Genomic DNA, 13,908 nt, shown 5'->3' with positions numbered 1-13,908 from the left:
AGAACCAACACCGTGGGGTTCAACATGTCAAAGAACAACAGCAAAAAAGAACAAAACGCCCAGAAGAACCGCACCCTGTTCGCCCTGAAAACCAATGCGTTCACCTACCAGGCCCTCTCCGAACTGGCCCAGCTGGAAAACGTCACCCTGGGTGAAAAACTCAGAGAAGCCATCACCCACGAAAAATGAACCCTGTGTGCCCTGGAAGCACCCAAAACCCGGCCCTCTGAAACTGCAGGCCGGGTTGTTTTTTGGAAACGGCATCACCCAACAATCAAAAAAGCTGGGACTTCACTGCTCTGTCTGAAGCAGCAATTGCTCCAGATCGGCCAGCAGGCCGTTCAGCTTTTCTTTCTGGTCAGGAGACATCCTGGAGACCACCCGCTTGAATTTCTTCTCCACCAGGGCACGGGGCGAATCCTTTTGAGAAGTGGGCTTGCTGGTGAGTCGTGAAACCTCCTGGGTGAGGGCTTCCAGACCCATGCCCTCTTCCAGCACCCGCTGGGTGAGGAGGTTGCGCTGGTGTTCATCGGTGATCTGCCGGAGTTTCAAGGCATGCTTGTACGGAATGCGGTCTTGCCTGAGCAGGGTTTTGAGGTCTTCCGGGAGGGTCAGCACACTCAGTTGGTTGGCCACCAGTGAGTCCCACTTCCCAAAGGAAAACTTCTTGCAGATGTCTTCAAGGTAAGCCACCACCTCAGGGTCGGGTTGCCTGCGCTGCTTGTACAACAGCTCGGGAACATCTGCAGGATCCTTGCCAAAGTGCAAGGCCACCAGTTGCACCACGGCTTCCACCCGCTCAAAGGTGTTGAGGTTTTGCCGGAGTTCATTCTCGGTGAGGTTCAATTCGAGATCTGCACTCTCCGGTTTGTCGAGGATCACGCTTTTGATCTCAGAGAGACCAGCCAGTTTGTGCGCCCGCAAGCGCCTTTCCCCGGCGATCAGCTGGTAACGCCCATCGGCTTTTTTGCGGAGCACCACGGGTTGCAGCAAACCGTTTGCTTTGATGCTTTCGGCCAGGGCCTGCAAAGGTTCTTCCTCAAACTGGTAGCGGGTCTGGTGGGGGTTGGCATCAATCAATTCCACCGAGATGAACTCTGGAAGGGCGGTGGGCTCGGCAAGCACCTCTGCCTGGATGCCCGCAAGGGCACCAAATCCTGAACCCGCAGGTTTCTTTTTGGCGTTAATCATTCACATACCTCTCTGGATGCAAGTACCGGTCTGTGGCCAGGGAGATGAGTTCGTAGATGTCAAGGTCCGTGTGCACCAGGGCGGCATAATTGCGCATGCGATCATTCAGGTCCGGGTACAGGTAGCTCTGGAAGCGCCCCAGTTTCCATTCGGGTCCTTTTGGGAGAGGCAGGCCTGCTTGCAGGCGAGGTTCAGCCCAGTCCAGAAACGCTTTGACCGCTTCATTGAGCAGCACGTACAGGGGTTTTTTCTTTTTTGCTGCATGCACCGCCAGCTCTGTTTTGAGGTCCACATCCAGGTAGGTGTGCAGGCGCTCCTTGGCCTGGGAGGGTGCTGGCGCATCACCCTCTGCTGTCTGGCTGGCAAGGCCCAGCAGGTCAAAGTTCATGGCCCTGCGTGGAGGTTTAACCATGGGCCGCTGTTTGGTTCAGTTGCTGGACCAGTTCCTGCACCACCCGCTGGTAGTCCAGCCAGGCATTGACGGCATTGTGGGCGCGACCAGATGACTTCTGGATCAGGTAACCTTCACTGTCCACTTTGTACTCGCCATTGTCGTCTTTGAGGGTCTTATACACCCGGGCATCTTTGATGGGCACACCCTGGGTGGCTGCCTTTGAGACCGCTTCGGTGCGCCGGATGATGCTGGCAAACACCGGCAGTTTGGCGGCCACCAGTTCATCCTGTGCGTCTTTCCCATCGCTGTTGTGGGCAGGGGAGTCGGTGATCAGCACCTTGAAGTTGCGCACCTTGTGTTGCAGCAGGGGGGTGAGGGTGTCTTTGAGGCCTTCAACGCTGAGGCCATCTGGCTTGGTGGGAAGCACCATCAGGGTGCTCTGGCGGGCCAGGGTCACCAGTTCTTCAATGTCTTCACTGCCCCGGGTGTCCATCACCACATAATCCAGTCCCTGTTCTTGCAGGTGTTTGGGGTTTTGTTCCAGTTGGCGGCGCACCTCTTCCCATTTGCGCACCTGGAGGCCCCACGGGTAGTCAGGGTTGCGGTGCAACCATTTGTAGCTGGCGGAAAGGCCGACGTCTGAATCAATCAGGAGGACCGAATGGTTCAGGTCTGCGAGAATCTTGGCAATGCTCACTGCGGTGGTGGTTTTGCCGACTCCACCTTTGATTCCTGCCACGGAGATAAATTTCATGGTTCTAGTATACATGGAATTTTGGCTTTGTCTACAAGACTACTTGTAGCTTTGTAGCTAAAATATACTTGGTATAATATGATGGCGTAAAGAAACCCCCATGCGGGGGCCGGTCGAATTCGGATCTCAGTTCACATCAACTGCTCAAAGCAGGAACCACAGCCGCCTCAGCAGACAGTTGAGGCAAGCGCAATTGGCGGTGTTTGGGTTGCAGGGTGTAAAGGTCCTGGGCGGCATCGTAATGCAGCTCAAGAGGAGCGAGGGGCGTGGTGTTCAGGGCGTACTGGGTGACTTCCAGATTGAAGCCCCCACTTTTTCTGACTTTCATGATGCTGTGAGCAGCATCCAGCATGCTCTTGTCCACTGCCACCATGACCTGCTGGCCATGGATTTGTCCGGTAAAAAAGCTTTTGTTGTTCATGTTTACCTCCAGGATTCGCAACTACTGAACAAATGATACCGATTCGTTACATTTGCAGCAGGACAAATTCACCTCCAAAAGCACCCAAAAAACGGAAATTTGTCCGAAACTTTGTCATCAGCCAAGACATCTTGAGGACTGAAAAATTCTCCTCACAGGCTCAGGGAAAACCCCGCCTTCCACAACAAAAACCCTGCAACCAAAAAAGCCCATGTTGCGCAGGAATTGCCCAAGTATGACGGTCAAAATTCATTTAATGCTGCAAACAATTGAGATTGAATATACTGTAACATGAAAAACAACAATGCACCCATTTTTCTATGATGCTGCGTTGCAATGGGAGGAACAATGAACAACAAGACCCCCTGGCTCATCCTGGCTTACATGGGCCTTCCTGCAGGAGCACTCGCCCAGATCCAGCCCAACCAGCTGGACCTCCCCCTGGTCAGCGTGGGCAACAAAATCACCCACCCCTGGGATGCCCTGCGAGACGACTACCAGATCACCATCCCTCCCGAAATGGAAGGGCAACCCCTCACCATCGAAATTTACTCACCCGGACTGAACAAAAACGACTACAACCCCCAACGCACCCGCACACCAAAGCAGCTGGGAGACGAAAATTACAGCAAAACAGAAGCGGCACTCACCACCTTCACCTTGCTGGGCCTCAACCAGACCGCCATTCAACAAAAAGCATTCACCACCGCAGAAGGCCACCTCTGGGTGCCGTTCTACCAGGGCATGCTGCAAGCCGGAACCTACACCCTGAGCGTCAACACCAGAGGCAACGCCAAAAACAGCTTCAAACTGAGGGTCACCCCAGGCATCCAGGTCAGCACCCCGCAGGTCAGCATCAATGCCCCCTCCCTGCCAGGGGTGCCGCAACGCGTCGGACGCTTCACGGTTGAAAAAACAGACCAGGGTGCCACCCTCAAAGTCAGCAATTACGACGCAGACGGCAGCATGTCCGAACTTTACCTGCAAGGGCCCCAGGGAGAACGCATTCCCCTCACCAGCAGCCCTTCCAGGCAGTGGGCAGAAGACACCGTTGCGCTCGGCAGCAACAGCGCAGGCGAATGGCAACTCTTTTACGTCAGCCACAGCACAGCGCAATTCTCCAACGCCCTGCGAATCTCCTTGCACATCCAGCCAGATGCCAGGCAGGCAAAAGAGGAACACGTCCTTCCACAATGCAGTTCCCTGCTCAGGATGAACACCCTGAAAACCACCCCGACCAGCTGGATCACCCCCAAAGTGCAGTGCACACCCACCCCAACAGAGGTGACCGCCCCCATCACCCTCAAAAGCAGCGAAGCGCAACACACCACCCTGGAATTCACGGTTGATGGACACCTGAGGGCACAATGGCTCACCCCACCCAGCCCCCAGAGCACCACCGCTGAACTGGGCATCACCCTCACCACACCGCACCTCTACGAATTGCCCTTCAAAGCCCACCTTCAATTGCCCGCAGGGTGGCACACCGAAGACCCCACCCTGGAAGGCATCGTTGGGGGATCCCAGGCCCTGCAAAAAACCTTCACCATCCGCTCGGAGCTGCCCCAGGAGATCTTCGGACAAAGCACCCCCACTCCCATGCTGACGCTGCAGGACCAACACCAGCAAAACCACCCCCTGCTGGTCACGGCCTACACACCACTCAAAGTGGATGCCCAACTGGAAAAACCCATCAAGCCCTCCCAGCCTGCCATCCCCATCAAACACCTCGTTCCCCTGCACCTCCCTGAAACACCCATCCACCTCAAAAAAGGAGAACAGCAGCAGGTGAACACCGAGGTGACCACCACCTCAAAGCTCCCCACCCCCGTCGCCATCAAAGTGAGCCTGCCGGAGGGCCTCACGGCCAGTGGTCCCCAAGAATTCAAAGGGGTGATTCAGCAAGGCAAACCCCTGAAAATCCAGCTGGGCGTGACGGCCCAGCAAAACATTCAATCCAAAGCTTTCCTGCAACCCACCAGCGAACTGCACACCGTCAAACGCCAGGTCATCGGCATCAGCCAGATTGTTCCCGGTGGTCACATCACCACCAGCAAAGAAATGCATCTTGATGTGCCGGACCACAGCGAACAGCTCATCCTCACCGAGACCCTGCCGCACGGAGCAAATTACGCTACAGAAAGTACGATAGTTGACGGCATCCCAGCAGCAGAACCCGAGCAGGTCGGAAAAAAACTCATCTGGAAAATTCCCGTTCAGGACAAAAGCAACATTCAAGTCCAATACCAGATCGACCACAAACGGTACACCGACGTGGCCCACCAGCTTCCCGCAGTGGCCACCCTGACAGGTACAGACCTTCAGGTGCTGCAAGGCAACCCTGCCCTGGTCCAGCAGGCCCTCGAAGACCTAAAAACACCCACCCCACAGGTGGAAGTGCACCCCACCCCCCTGGAGGAGACACCTCCACCCGCCCTACAGCACATCGAGCAGCAGGAAGACGATGAAAGCTGGACTTACAGCCCAGTGACGCACTCCAAAACCTACGGGGTGACCATGGGCGCAACCCAACCACGGACCACACATGACCCCAGATGAACGCAAAGCGGTCAGCGTGGCGCTCGGGCTCACTGTGCTGATCATGGGTTGCATCCTGGGTTTGATGCCCGCCAAGTGCATCGCGGTGTTTCAACAGGGATACCACCAGGTCCAAGGGCCACCCACAGCTCAGGTTTCCCACTGGCCCACATTTGATGCCCTGATGTGGGGCTTCATGCTGCTGAGTTTCACGGCCTGCACCCTGCAAGGGGCCATTCAAAGCCTACTGAACCAAAACCGCAAAGTGGGTCCGATGCTGCGCACCTTCACCCAAACCCATCCCGCCCTGCTGAATTACGCCCTTCGACTGATGGGCACAGCAGGCACCACCGGACTGCTGTTCTGTGTGCTGTATGTGGTGATGTACCTGCTGGGCATGTTGTTCCAGGCGCTGGGCATCCACGTGCCGGTGCCAACGCCTGCACCCCTCGAAGGTCAGCTGCGCCATCTCTTCAATCAACTCTGAAGGCTGCTGGACACAAACCACAGGGCAAGCAACAGCAAGCCAACCACGCCACCAATGACCCACCATTCCCGGTGGGTCAAACCCAGAACCACAGGATCAGGAAGGGCTTGCAGCAATTCATCCCGCTCCGGACCGGTGATGCCAGCCTCATCACAAAACCGCACAAGGCGTTCCTGCTGTCCCAGCACACTGCGTTGCAAGATCTCCCGCATCCAATCGCGGTACGTCTTCCAGTGCACCAATCCAGCACTCAAGACCACCCAGAGCCCTACGAAGGCAATGCACCAACCATGAGATGCCTGGATCAGCAGTGAAAGCAGCACCAACAACCCCAGGACCTGCACCAGCATGATTTCCCGGGTGATGTCCTGCTCTGACACCACATTGCCTCCAGGTTGCTTCATCCTTGACCTTTGAGTTTCTTTTGCGCGACGGCAAGGCGGGCCTGGAGTTGAGCAGCACTCACCCCTTCATGGTTGCTGAAACGCAGCAATGGCAACCTGGCGCTGAGAAAAATCTGGTTTTTTTGCTGGTCCCAGGCCTGCTGCCTGTGGCTCTGGTGGCTTTTCCCATCCAGCTCAATCGCATACAGCAATTGCCCCGACTGGTTGACCACCAGAAAGTCCACGTGTTTGGCCCCCAAGGCTCTGAGGTGCTCGGAATCAAAAGAAAAATCGAAAATGTCACGCAGGCCAACTTTACAGAGCACCATCACCTGCTGGTGCCGGAGGGCATGACAGAGCTGCTGGTAGAACTCCAGCTCAGCCCTGGAGAAAAAACCCTTCTTGACCCTGAAGTGCAGATGGGATCGGGCTGGCCGCAATGCGGCCAGAACGCACACAATCACCATCACCCCCAAAAAAACATAAACCCATGTAGGCATGATAACAGTCTAGAAAAATATAACCGAGTAATCAATGAATTTTTTTATGATGCTGCAAAATTGTATAATGCTCACGGAGGTATCAAGCAATGCTCAATTTTAGGACCCTCAAGTTCATCAACGCGGGTGCACTGACCTTCACCATGGCCACCACCCTCATCTTCCTCAACCAGGCCTGGCAGTGCACCCAGATGACACACTTCAAAGCACACGCCTTGAAAACCTGGGATGCATCCCTGAAACAAATCCTCACCCCCCACAACCCCGAAGCTCTCGACGGCGCCCTGCAAGGAACCTTCCTGCAAGTGTCTGGATGGGGTTTCGGAATGATGGCCCTCGGATACCTGCTGTGGGCCGCCTACCAGCACCCCAGTGTGCAGCAACGACTCCAAACCACCCTGGCCAAATGGAGAAACCAGCACCCTCCCGTCCTACAGGACGAAGAAAAAACGCAACTGATCCAGCAGCACAAGGTGCTCAGCAGACTCATTGCCCTGCCCCTCTCCTTCTCGCTCTTCCTCTGGTGCTCGTTCTGGTTGATGGCACATCTCGTGGAAATCGTGACTTACATCGACATGGCAAAGGCGTACTTTCATGACACCCAATCAAAAATCGGGATGCAAGTTGCATACCTGCAAGGCATGATGGTCCTGGGTGAGATTCTGCTGTTTTTCGTGGCTGTGCTGGGAGGCAGTCGAGTGCTGAAACTGGCCGTTCCCTGGTACGGCACCTACCTTCAGCAGCGGCCCACCCGCAGCCTCTGAGTCAGAACCCCAAAAAGGAAAATCATGCAAAACCCACCTGGACACCCATCAGGGGGTTTTTGCCTGTCAAAAGCCGCATTGATCAAACCCAATGTTGCCGTTCAAGTGTAAAGGGTTGGCATGAAGAAACCTGCAAGTGCTGCTTCGTTCTAGCCACTTCAACACATTGAGATACAGGCTCAGATACAATTCTCGACAATGCAACCCAAAATGTGGGCTTGCATCCACACAAGGAGACCCATGCAGAAATTATTGATGACCACAATCCTGCTGCTCAGCCCGGCCCTGGCAGCCAAAAACCCCTCGGTGATCACGGTCGCCCACGCTGCCGACTGGAGCACCCTGGATCCCGCCTACTGCTACGAAAACCTCTGCGGAGAAGTGTTGCAAAACACCCTGGAAACCCTGGTGTTTTACCAGGGCATCTCTTCAGACCGGTTCAGTGGCCTCCTGGCCCAGAACGTGCCCACCAAACAAAATGGCGGCATCAGCCAGGACGGAAAAACCTACACTTTCAAACTGCGCAAAGGCCTGAAATTTGCGGACGGCAGCCCACTGACCGCCAGCGATGTCGAATACAGCTTCAAACGCCTGCTGGTGCACAACTGGGGCGCAGCCTACCTGCTCAGTGAAGCGCTGTTCGGCGACACCGACGGAATGTCCGCCAGTGGAGCCATCAAATTCAGCGACCTGAATTCCGCCATTCAGATGGTGGATCCACAAACCATCGTCTTCAAACTCAAACGCCCCTTCGCTCCGTTCCTGGCCATCCTTGCCACCCCTTACGTTGGAGCGGTGTACTCCAAGCAAGCCACCATCAAGGCAGGAGGATGGGACGGAACCGAAGCCAGCTGGCTGAAAGCCAACGCGCAGGAAGACAAAGACAGCATCTTCCAGAAAACCATTCCGCTCGGCTCAGGACCATACCAGCTGGAACGTTACGATGTGGGTCAGAACATTGTCCTCAAACGCAACCCCAACTACTGGCGCAAACCTGCCAGTGTGGAACGTGTGGTTTTAAGCAACGTGCAGGATCCAGCCACCCGGGTGCAACTGTTCTTGAATGAAGACGCCGACTTCGCCTCCATCCCAGCTTCGCAGTACGAGCACATCCTGCACAGTGACCCCACCCTCAAAGTCAGCAAGCCAGTGCCTGCCCTGGGCATCGACATGCTGTACATGAACCAGAAGATCAGCGGTCAGGGCACCAACATCCTGGGAAGTGGGCAGCTGGATGGCAAAGGCATTCCCAGCACCTTCCTGAGTGACGTGAATGTGCGCAAAGCCTTGGCGTTCAGCATGGATTACAGCGCTCTGGTCAACGATGTGCTGCAAAAGCAGGCCATCCAGATGAACAGCGTGCTGATCAAAGGGCTTTACAGCAAAGCCGGGCAGAAGAAGTACACCTACAACAAAAGCAAAGCCATTCAGCATTTCAAAGCCGCCTGGGACGGCAAAGTTTGGGAAAATGGCTTTGTGCTTCCGGTGTACTACAACTCTGGAAACCCTGTGCGCAAAGCCACCCTGGAAATCTTGAAGGCCAACGTTGAAGCCCTCAACCCCAAATTCAAAATCGAAGTGCGTGACCTGCCCAACAGCCAGATCCGCGCCATGCGGGCATCAGGGCAGATGTCTTTGTGGGCAGGCAACTGGGCCGCAGACTACGGAGATGCCTACAACTTCGTGCAACCGCTGCTGCACTCCAGTGGAACCCTGGCCAAAACCCAGAGCATCAAAAACCCCAAAGTGGATCAGCTGATTGAGCAGCTTTCTGAAGAGACCAACAGCAAAGCGAGAAATGTCCTCTTGAGCAGCATCGAAAAAATCGCCTTCGATGAGGTGCTCGGGCTGCCCACCCACCAGGTCATCAACGTGGAGATTCAGCACCCTTACCTCAGCGGTGTGGTGTATAACCCTGTTTACCCAGGATACTACTACTACACCATCAAGAAGCAGTAAACCCACCAACTAAAAACAGAGGAGTATGCTCCCCTGTTTTTTTATTGACCTTCAAAAAAATATAATGCATCATTAAAATATGACGCACCAGAAAAATCAGGCATCGTATGATGGATCAGGAAAACCATCGGGCCTGCAAAGCCACTACCTGCTTTGGCACTCCATTCTGGAAAGCAAAATCATGCTTGCAGATGGAGATGGAAAAACCGTTCTCTCACAAGCAAGAGGAGAACTGGAGGCCCTGGGGGTCACCCCGGAAAGCCAGCAATACTGGTACCTCGCGGTGCAGGTGCAAGACGACGATGGCGGCGCAGAAATCACCGATTTTGTCCCCATGACCTGGTCAGAAGACCTCCTGCTGAAATGGTTCAACGATCCACCTCAGGACATGAAAGACCTGCACTACCACAATGGAAAACTGGTCAATGGCTTTGACTACGAACTGCAGGTATGGGTGGTCAACGGCATTTGCGACCATGTGGGGCTCAACCGGGAACGTTTCGGTGGAAAACCCTGGGAGACAGCCCGTCTGGAAATGCTGGGTGAAAAGCTCCACCACAGCCTGCTGCTGTTTGAACTCAGCGACCTCGGATACACCAACCAGTTGCGGTACGTGCGGTGACCCTGCACCGACTGAAATCCCTTGAATTCATTCGCGTGTACCTGGCCTGGAAGCGCCATTTGACCTTCTCCCAGACGCAAATGATCACCACCATTGAATGCTTTCTGGCTGGACTCATTGCCGCAATGGTGCTGGGAGTGAAGGTGCTCAGTGTGCTGTGGAACCGCCACTTTCTGTTGTTCTATGCCTGCTGCAGCCTGCTCGGTGGCATGATCTGCTGGAGGCAAAAGGTCATGCGGTACTGGCATGCCCCAAAGTCCCACCCCTTCTTTGAGGCCCTCTTGGCGAAGGTGCTCATGGGAGCCGGAGTGCTGGAAGGGATGGTTTACTTCTGCTGCCCATTGAGATAGCACCCAACAACACGCACAGCGCTAAATTTATAGTGATCAAAAATCGGTTGATGCTCAGGATCAACCGATTTTCTTTGAAATAATATGACGCTCAAAAAATGTATAATGATCTCGAAAAACCTATTGCTTTAATTTCGTTTCAAACCAGGAAAACACTCCAGGCAAGAAAAAACAACCCACCGAAAGGACCCAGCCATGAACGTCACCCTGATGAAACACTCCGAACCCCCTGCAGATTTCCCCAAGCTCAAGCCCTGGTGGAAAACCCCCACCTTCCTGATCAGCCTGCTGGTGGGCGCAGGAATCACTGTATTCATTCTGGCCTTCATCAATACCGCACTCCAACTCACCCCGGCTCAACTGCTGCGCTACCCACCCGCCATCCTGCTGACCCTCACAATCATCGGCTGGTCATTCGGATTTGGTCGGTCAGAAGGCATGGAAGACGCCGAAACGCTCCACTCAAAACAGATGGTCGAGTGGTACCTGCAAAACCCACAGCAACTGTTGAAAGCTCTGGAAGGCCAAACCTTTGAAGACAAAATCCTGAGCACCGCAAAACTGCACATCCTCCACGCCACAGGAGACGGGTTGTTTGCCACCATCGTGTGCCAGAAAACCCCAGAAGAAATGCTGGAAGTGCACTGCAGGTTCGACAACCAACCCACACTCACCAAAGTCACCTCACGCCAAAAGGAAGAAATGAAAACCTACTTCCTGCAGCACAACCGGGACGTGTACCAACGCCTCTACGGCACCCCAGACGTCTGGTGAAAGCCAAAAAAGAAAGGAACCCATGAACCTCACCGCAACCCCCAGCACACAGGGAAGCATTTCCCACGCCCTGCGCGGCCTCATCCAAAACGCAGTGCGGTCAGGAGCCACCAACATCCGGGTGGACCTTCACCCAGACCGCACCCTCCTGGGCCACAACGGAACCCCACCCACCCGAATGGAAGACCTCCTGAGTGTGGTGGGAGAACCCAAAGACTGGTACTCCGCACACCAAGACCTGCAAGCCCTGCTCAACCCCGAATGGTGCACACAAATCCGGGTCAGCACCCCCACGGCCTCAGCCATCCTCAACCCCAAAACCTCCGAAACGCTATGGACACCAGAGGCGAGCAGCACCAGCATGGAAGGCACCTGGTGGCAAATCCACGGAGACAACACCACCCTCACCCCACAATGGCTGAACCAGTGCGCGGGATTCACCGACGTGGACCTGCAGATCGGAGAAACACTGCAGCCAGCACCCACAAAAGGAGCCCTGGTGCTCTCCAGTGAACTGCTCGATTTGCACCTGTACACCATCGATCCTGATGAAAACCAACCCGGAGACCACCGCAGCCTGCACCTCGGCTGGAACCTGATTCACATCGGAAGTGAAAGCTGCCTGCCCTTCACCGAAATCTGGCATCAAGCCTGGGAATCCCTCAGCGAACTGGGCCGCCCTGACCTGCAAGACCTGCTGATCCGCATGCATGTGGTGCTCACCCCAGAAGGCCAGCGCCAACTGCTCACCCCATCCAGAAGCCCCATCCCTGCCCACCTCAATGAAGACCGGCTGCTGCAGGAACTGAAACACACCCTCAAACAACTCCCTCTGGCCCTCGCCACACAAGCGCAACCCGTGCTTCTGCAAGTGACCCAAGGCATCACCCAGACAGAACTGCAGCAGCTCAGCACCCAGCACAAACTCCCCATCGACTGGCTGGAAGTGGAAATGGTGCGTGCCGGATGGCGCAGTTGCCCAGAAATTCAGGTGGACATCCACACCGGGATCCCACAACCCCACCAGAGCTGGCACCAGCAGTACCAGACCAGCCCAGACATCCAGGCCGTGCTGTGCAACAACCTGACCCGCACTTTAGGAGCACCCAGCTTGCCAGCCACACTGGCCCTCCCAGAGGATCCCATCACCCTCAAAACCACTGACCTGCCCCTTTACCTCAGCACCGAAGGCATCAAAATCACTGACGCTCCGAAAGTGCGGGCCTGGGTGACCGATCCCCGGAAACGTCAACCCTTGCTTGCCCTCGTTCAAGGCCTGGTGGTCTGCGACGAAGACGAAAGCTTTTTCACCGAAAGCAAAGACCTGCGCACCGCCGAAAACCTCCTCTACCTGGCCCTCGCAGCCGCCCCATGAACCCAAGGAACCCCATGAAACACAAACTCCTGTTGATCCCCCTTGCCCTCAGTGGACTCGCTTCCGCTGCCACCCTCGAAGAGACCCTGGCCAAAACCCGACTGCAACTCTCCGGCAGCCTGGAGTTCCAGATCGCCCAGCAGTACCCTGACTACGCCGGATATCTCCCAGGTTCCAATGGAACCGCTGGAAAGCTCCACCTGAAGGCCTCTTCCATCACCAAACAGCAAACCACTGCCAATTTGAAAGCGAGTAGTTACAGCAAGCAGAACTTCCTTTCCGACATTGCAGGTGCTCAGGTTCTGAACGTCACCTACAGTTACAGCGATCTGGTGACCACCCTCGGTAAAATCCGATACCTCAACCAGAGCAAGAACTGGATCACCAGCATGACCATCCGGGCGGACCTCAACAAAGTGGAACTCATCTTGAAGACAGCCAACGATGCCACAGCAGTGAAGAGCTGGCTGACCCAGAACGCTGTTGCAGCCGACAGTTACACCGTCAACACCACCAAAACCCTGCAATTGTATTCCGGAAAAAGCTCTACACCCAACTACGGCACCATCCACGAATGGCAGCGGCCCTTCCTGATGGGCACCCGCATCATCAGTGATCCATCGGCAGAAAAAAACCCTGAGAACTGGTGCAGCGCAGGTTACATTGCTGCTGGACAGGTCAATGGCCAGCCCATGTACGGCTTCATCACGGCCCGGCACTGCATCGCATCAGACACCCAGGAGATCTTCCAGAAATTCATGTTGCGCATGCGGATGTTTCAACCCGACCGCAAAGATGAATTCCGCAACCAGATCAACACCGGTTACAACAACGACTTCATCTACAAGCCCAAAGAAGGCAGCGGACTGGACGCTGTTTTTGTTCCTCTGCAGAGCACTGGACTGGAATTGAAACTGCCCATCACCGACCCCAAAGGTCCCACCATCCGGGAATTCAGGGTGGTGAAAGGTGCTTACGCCGAGCCGGGAGGCTTCGAGAACCTCGCCCACCTTTACCACACCGGACAGACCAGCTACACCAAATTGCTCTACAAGGGCATGGATTTTGACCGGGTGTACCCCATGATCGTCAACATGCAATACACCGACTACGCAGAATTCACCAAATTCCCTTATGGCTCCATCCCCAAATATGAAATTGACACCGTGATGTACTGCTTCAATTACCTGCCGTCTTACAACACCACCTATGACCTGATCAACCCTGGGGACAGCGGAAGCCCTGTCTATGACGCAGACACCATGACAGCGGTCGGCATCGTCAATCTGGGTGTCAAAGACTACGTCAACCAAAAATTCTCCATCTGCATGCAGGACTGGAAAACCATTGCCCGAGACCTTTCGGTTTGGATGATTCCAGCTGCTTACTGAAGCTG

General features: G+C 55.1%; 16 protein-coding genes. 10 read left to right on the top strand and 6 right to left on the bottom strand.

Annotated features, from left to right (window positions below; all coding sequences use genetic code 11):
- Positions 1-24 precede the first annotated feature (24 nt).
- Entirely contained in the window at positions 25-189 is a 165-nt protein-coding gene (locus IEY52_RS16670; RefSeq protein ID WP_189004415.1) for a hypothetical protein, read from the top strand.
- A gap of 102 nt (positions 190-291) precedes the next feature.
- Here the strand turns inward: IEY52_RS16670 and IEY52_RS16665 are convergent, their stop codons facing one another.
- From IEY52_RS16665 to IEY52_RS16650, 4 genes are all read right to left on the bottom strand, one after another.
- Positions 292-1,191, bottom strand: a complete 900-nt coding sequence (locus tag IEY52_RS16665) for a ParB/RepB/Spo0J family partition protein (RefSeq protein ID WP_189004413.1) — start codon at positions 1,189-1,191, stop codon at positions 292-294.
- Positions 1,184-1,603: a hypothetical protein gene (locus tag IEY52_RS16660; protein ID WP_189004411.1), complete on the bottom strand. Its 420-nt coding sequence runs from the start codon at positions 1,601-1,603 to the stop codon at positions 1,184-1,186. The genes IEY52_RS16665 and IEY52_RS16660 overlap by 8 nt, the downstream gene beginning before the upstream one ends.
- Positions 1,596-2,339 (bottom strand): ParA family protein, encoded by a 744-nt coding sequence (locus IEY52_RS16655; RefSeq protein ID WP_189004408.1) that lies wholly within the window; start codon positions 2,337-2,339, stop codon positions 1,596-1,598. Before IEY52_RS16655 ends, IEY52_RS16660 begins: the two co-directional genes overlap by 8 nt.
- A 136-nt stretch (positions 2,340-2,475) precedes the next feature.
- Complete coding sequence (locus IEY52_RS16650; RefSeq protein WP_189004406.1) at positions 2,476-2,760, bottom strand: hypothetical protein; 285 nt, start codon at positions 2,758-2,760, stop codon at positions 2,476-2,478.
- Positions 2,761-3,108: 348 nt separating this feature from the next.
- Here IEY52_RS16650 and IEY52_RS16645 point away from each other — a divergent pair, with 348 nt between their 5' ends.
- Complete coding sequence (locus IEY52_RS16645) at positions 3,109-5,319, top strand: hypothetical protein (RefSeq protein ID WP_189004404.1); 2,211 nt, start codon at positions 3,109-3,111, stop codon at positions 5,317-5,319.
- The gene (locus IEY52_RS16640) at positions 5,306-5,785 is read left to right on the top strand and encodes a hypothetical protein (protein ID WP_189004401.1); all 480 of its coding nucleotides are present in this window, start codon (positions 5,306-5,308) and stop codon (positions 5,783-5,785) included. The genes IEY52_RS16645 and IEY52_RS16640 overlap by 14 nt, the downstream gene beginning before the upstream one ends.
- Here the strand turns inward: IEY52_RS16640 and IEY52_RS16635 are convergent.
- Both IEY52_RS16635 and IEY52_RS27100 read right to left on the bottom strand, forming a co-directional pair.
- Positions 5,776-6,189, bottom strand: a complete 414-nt coding sequence (locus IEY52_RS16635; RefSeq protein WP_189004399.1) for a hypothetical protein — start codon at positions 6,187-6,189, stop codon at positions 5,776-5,778. The two genes, IEY52_RS16640 and IEY52_RS16635, sit on opposite strands and share 10 nt — an antisense overlap.
- Complete coding sequence (locus IEY52_RS27100; RefSeq protein ID WP_373289887.1) at positions 6,186-6,635, bottom strand: DUF2726 domain-containing protein; 450 nt, start codon at positions 6,633-6,635, stop codon at positions 6,186-6,188. The genes IEY52_RS16635 and IEY52_RS27100 overlap by 4 nt, the downstream gene beginning before the upstream one ends.
- Before the next feature lie 122 nt (positions 6,636-6,757).
- Between IEY52_RS27100 and IEY52_RS16625 the strand changes: the two genes are divergently transcribed.
- The 7 genes from IEY52_RS16625 to IEY52_RS16595 all read left to right on the top strand — a co-directional run bounded on the left by IEY52_RS16625 (position 6,758) and on the right by IEY52_RS16595 (position 13,903).
- Positions 6,758-7,432: a hypothetical protein gene (locus IEY52_RS16625; protein ID WP_189004395.1), complete on the top strand. Its 675-nt coding sequence runs from the start codon at positions 6,758-6,760 to the stop codon at positions 7,430-7,432.
- A 240-nt stretch (positions 7,433-7,672) separates the two neighbouring features.
- Positions 7,673-9,391 (top strand): ABC transporter substrate-binding protein, encoded by a 1,719-nt coding sequence (locus IEY52_RS16620; RefSeq protein ID WP_189004393.1) that lies wholly within the window; start codon positions 7,673-7,675, stop codon positions 9,389-9,391.
- 79 nt (positions 9,392-9,470) lie between these two features.
- Entirely contained in the window at positions 9,471-10,013 is a 543-nt protein-coding gene (locus IEY52_RS16615; RefSeq protein WP_189004391.1) for a hypothetical protein, read from the top strand.
- A complete protein-coding gene (locus tag IEY52_RS16610; protein WP_189004389.1) occupies positions 10,010-10,363 on the top strand; it encodes a hypothetical protein in 354 nt (117 codons plus the stop codon). Before IEY52_RS16615 ends, IEY52_RS16610 begins: the two co-directional genes overlap by 4 nt.
- Positions 10,364-10,558: 195 nt before the next feature.
- Entirely contained in the window at positions 10,559-11,137 is a 579-nt protein-coding gene (locus IEY52_RS16605) for a hypothetical protein (protein ID WP_189004387.1), read from the top strand.
- A 22-nt stretch (positions 11,138-11,159) separates the two neighbouring features.
- Entirely contained in the window at positions 11,160-12,512 is a 1,353-nt protein-coding gene (locus IEY52_RS16600; RefSeq protein WP_189004385.1) for a GNAT family protein, read from the top strand.
- Between the two features lie 14 nt (positions 12,513-12,526).
- Complete coding sequence (locus IEY52_RS16595) at positions 12,527-13,903, top strand: hypothetical protein (RefSeq protein WP_189004383.1); 1,377 nt, start codon at positions 12,527-12,529, stop codon at positions 13,901-13,903.
- Positions 13,904-13,908: the final 5 nt, after the last annotated feature.

Source organism: Deinococcus roseus (genome assembly GCF_014646895.1).
GTDB lineage: Bacteria > Deinococcota > Deinococci > Deinococcales > Deinococcaceae > Deinococcus_C > Deinococcus_C roseus.
Note: the sequence above shows the minus strand (reverse complement) of the source record. Positions and strands in the feature narration are given on the sequence as shown.

What these genes read in the sequence shown, in the direction of transcription:
- IEY52_RS16635 (WP_189004399.1), bottom strand. Translation starts at nt 6,189, where the DNA reads ATGAAGCAACCTGGAGGCAATGTGGTGTCAGAGCAGGACATCACCCGG.
- IEY52_RS16625 (WP_189004395.1), top strand. Translation starts at nt 6,758, where the DNA reads ATGCTCAATTTTAGGACCCTCAAGTTCATCAACGCGGGTGCACTGACC.
- IEY52_RS16600 (WP_189004385.1), top strand. Translation starts at nt 11,160, where the DNA reads ATGAACCTCACCGCAACCCCCAGCACACAGGGAAGCATTTCCCACGCC.
- IEY52_RS16660 (WP_189004411.1), bottom strand. Translation starts at nt 1,603, where the DNA reads ATGGTTAAACCTCCACGCAGGGCCATGAACTTTGACCTGCTGGGCCTT.
- IEY52_RS16650 (WP_189004406.1), bottom strand. Translation starts at nt 2,760, where the DNA reads ATGAACAACAAAAGCTTTTTTACCGGACAAATCCATGGCCAGCAGGTC.
- IEY52_RS16665 (WP_189004413.1), bottom strand. Translation starts at nt 1,191, where the DNA reads ATGATTAACGCCAAAAAGAAACCTGCGGGTTCAGGATTTGGTGCCCTT.
- IEY52_RS16640 (WP_189004401.1), top strand. Translation starts at nt 5,306, where the DNA reads ATGACCCCAGATGAACGCAAAGCGGTCAGCGTGGCGCTCGGGCTCACT.
- IEY52_RS16605 (WP_189004387.1), top strand. Translation starts at nt 10,559, where the DNA reads ATGAACGTCACCCTGATGAAACACTCCGAACCCCCTGCAGATTTCCCC.
- IEY52_RS27100 (WP_373289887.1), bottom strand. Translation starts at nt 6,635, where the DNA reads ATGGTGATTGTGTGCGTTCTGGCCGCATTGCGGCCAGCCCGATCCCAT.
- IEY52_RS16645 (WP_189004404.1), top strand. Translation starts at nt 3,109, where the DNA reads ATGAACAACAAGACCCCCTGGCTCATCCTGGCTTACATGGGCCTTCCT.
- IEY52_RS16620 (WP_189004393.1), top strand. Translation starts at nt 7,673, where the DNA reads ATGCAGAAATTATTGATGACCACAATCCTGCTGCTCAGCCCGGCCCTG.
- IEY52_RS16615 (WP_189004391.1), top strand. Translation starts at nt 9,471, where the DNA reads ATGACGCACCAGAAAAATCAGGCATCGTATGATGGATCAGGAAAACCA.
- IEY52_RS16670 (WP_189004415.1), top strand. Translation starts at nt 25, where the DNA reads ATGTCAAAGAACAACAGCAAAAAAGAACAAAACGCCCAGAAGAACCGC.
- IEY52_RS16595 (WP_189004383.1), top strand. Translation starts at nt 12,527, where the DNA reads ATGAAACACAAACTCCTGTTGATCCCCCTTGCCCTCAGTGGACTCGCT.
- IEY52_RS16655 (WP_189004408.1), bottom strand. Translation starts at nt 2,339, where the DNA reads ATGAAATTTATCTCCGTGGCAGGAATCAAAGGTGGAGTCGGCAAAACC.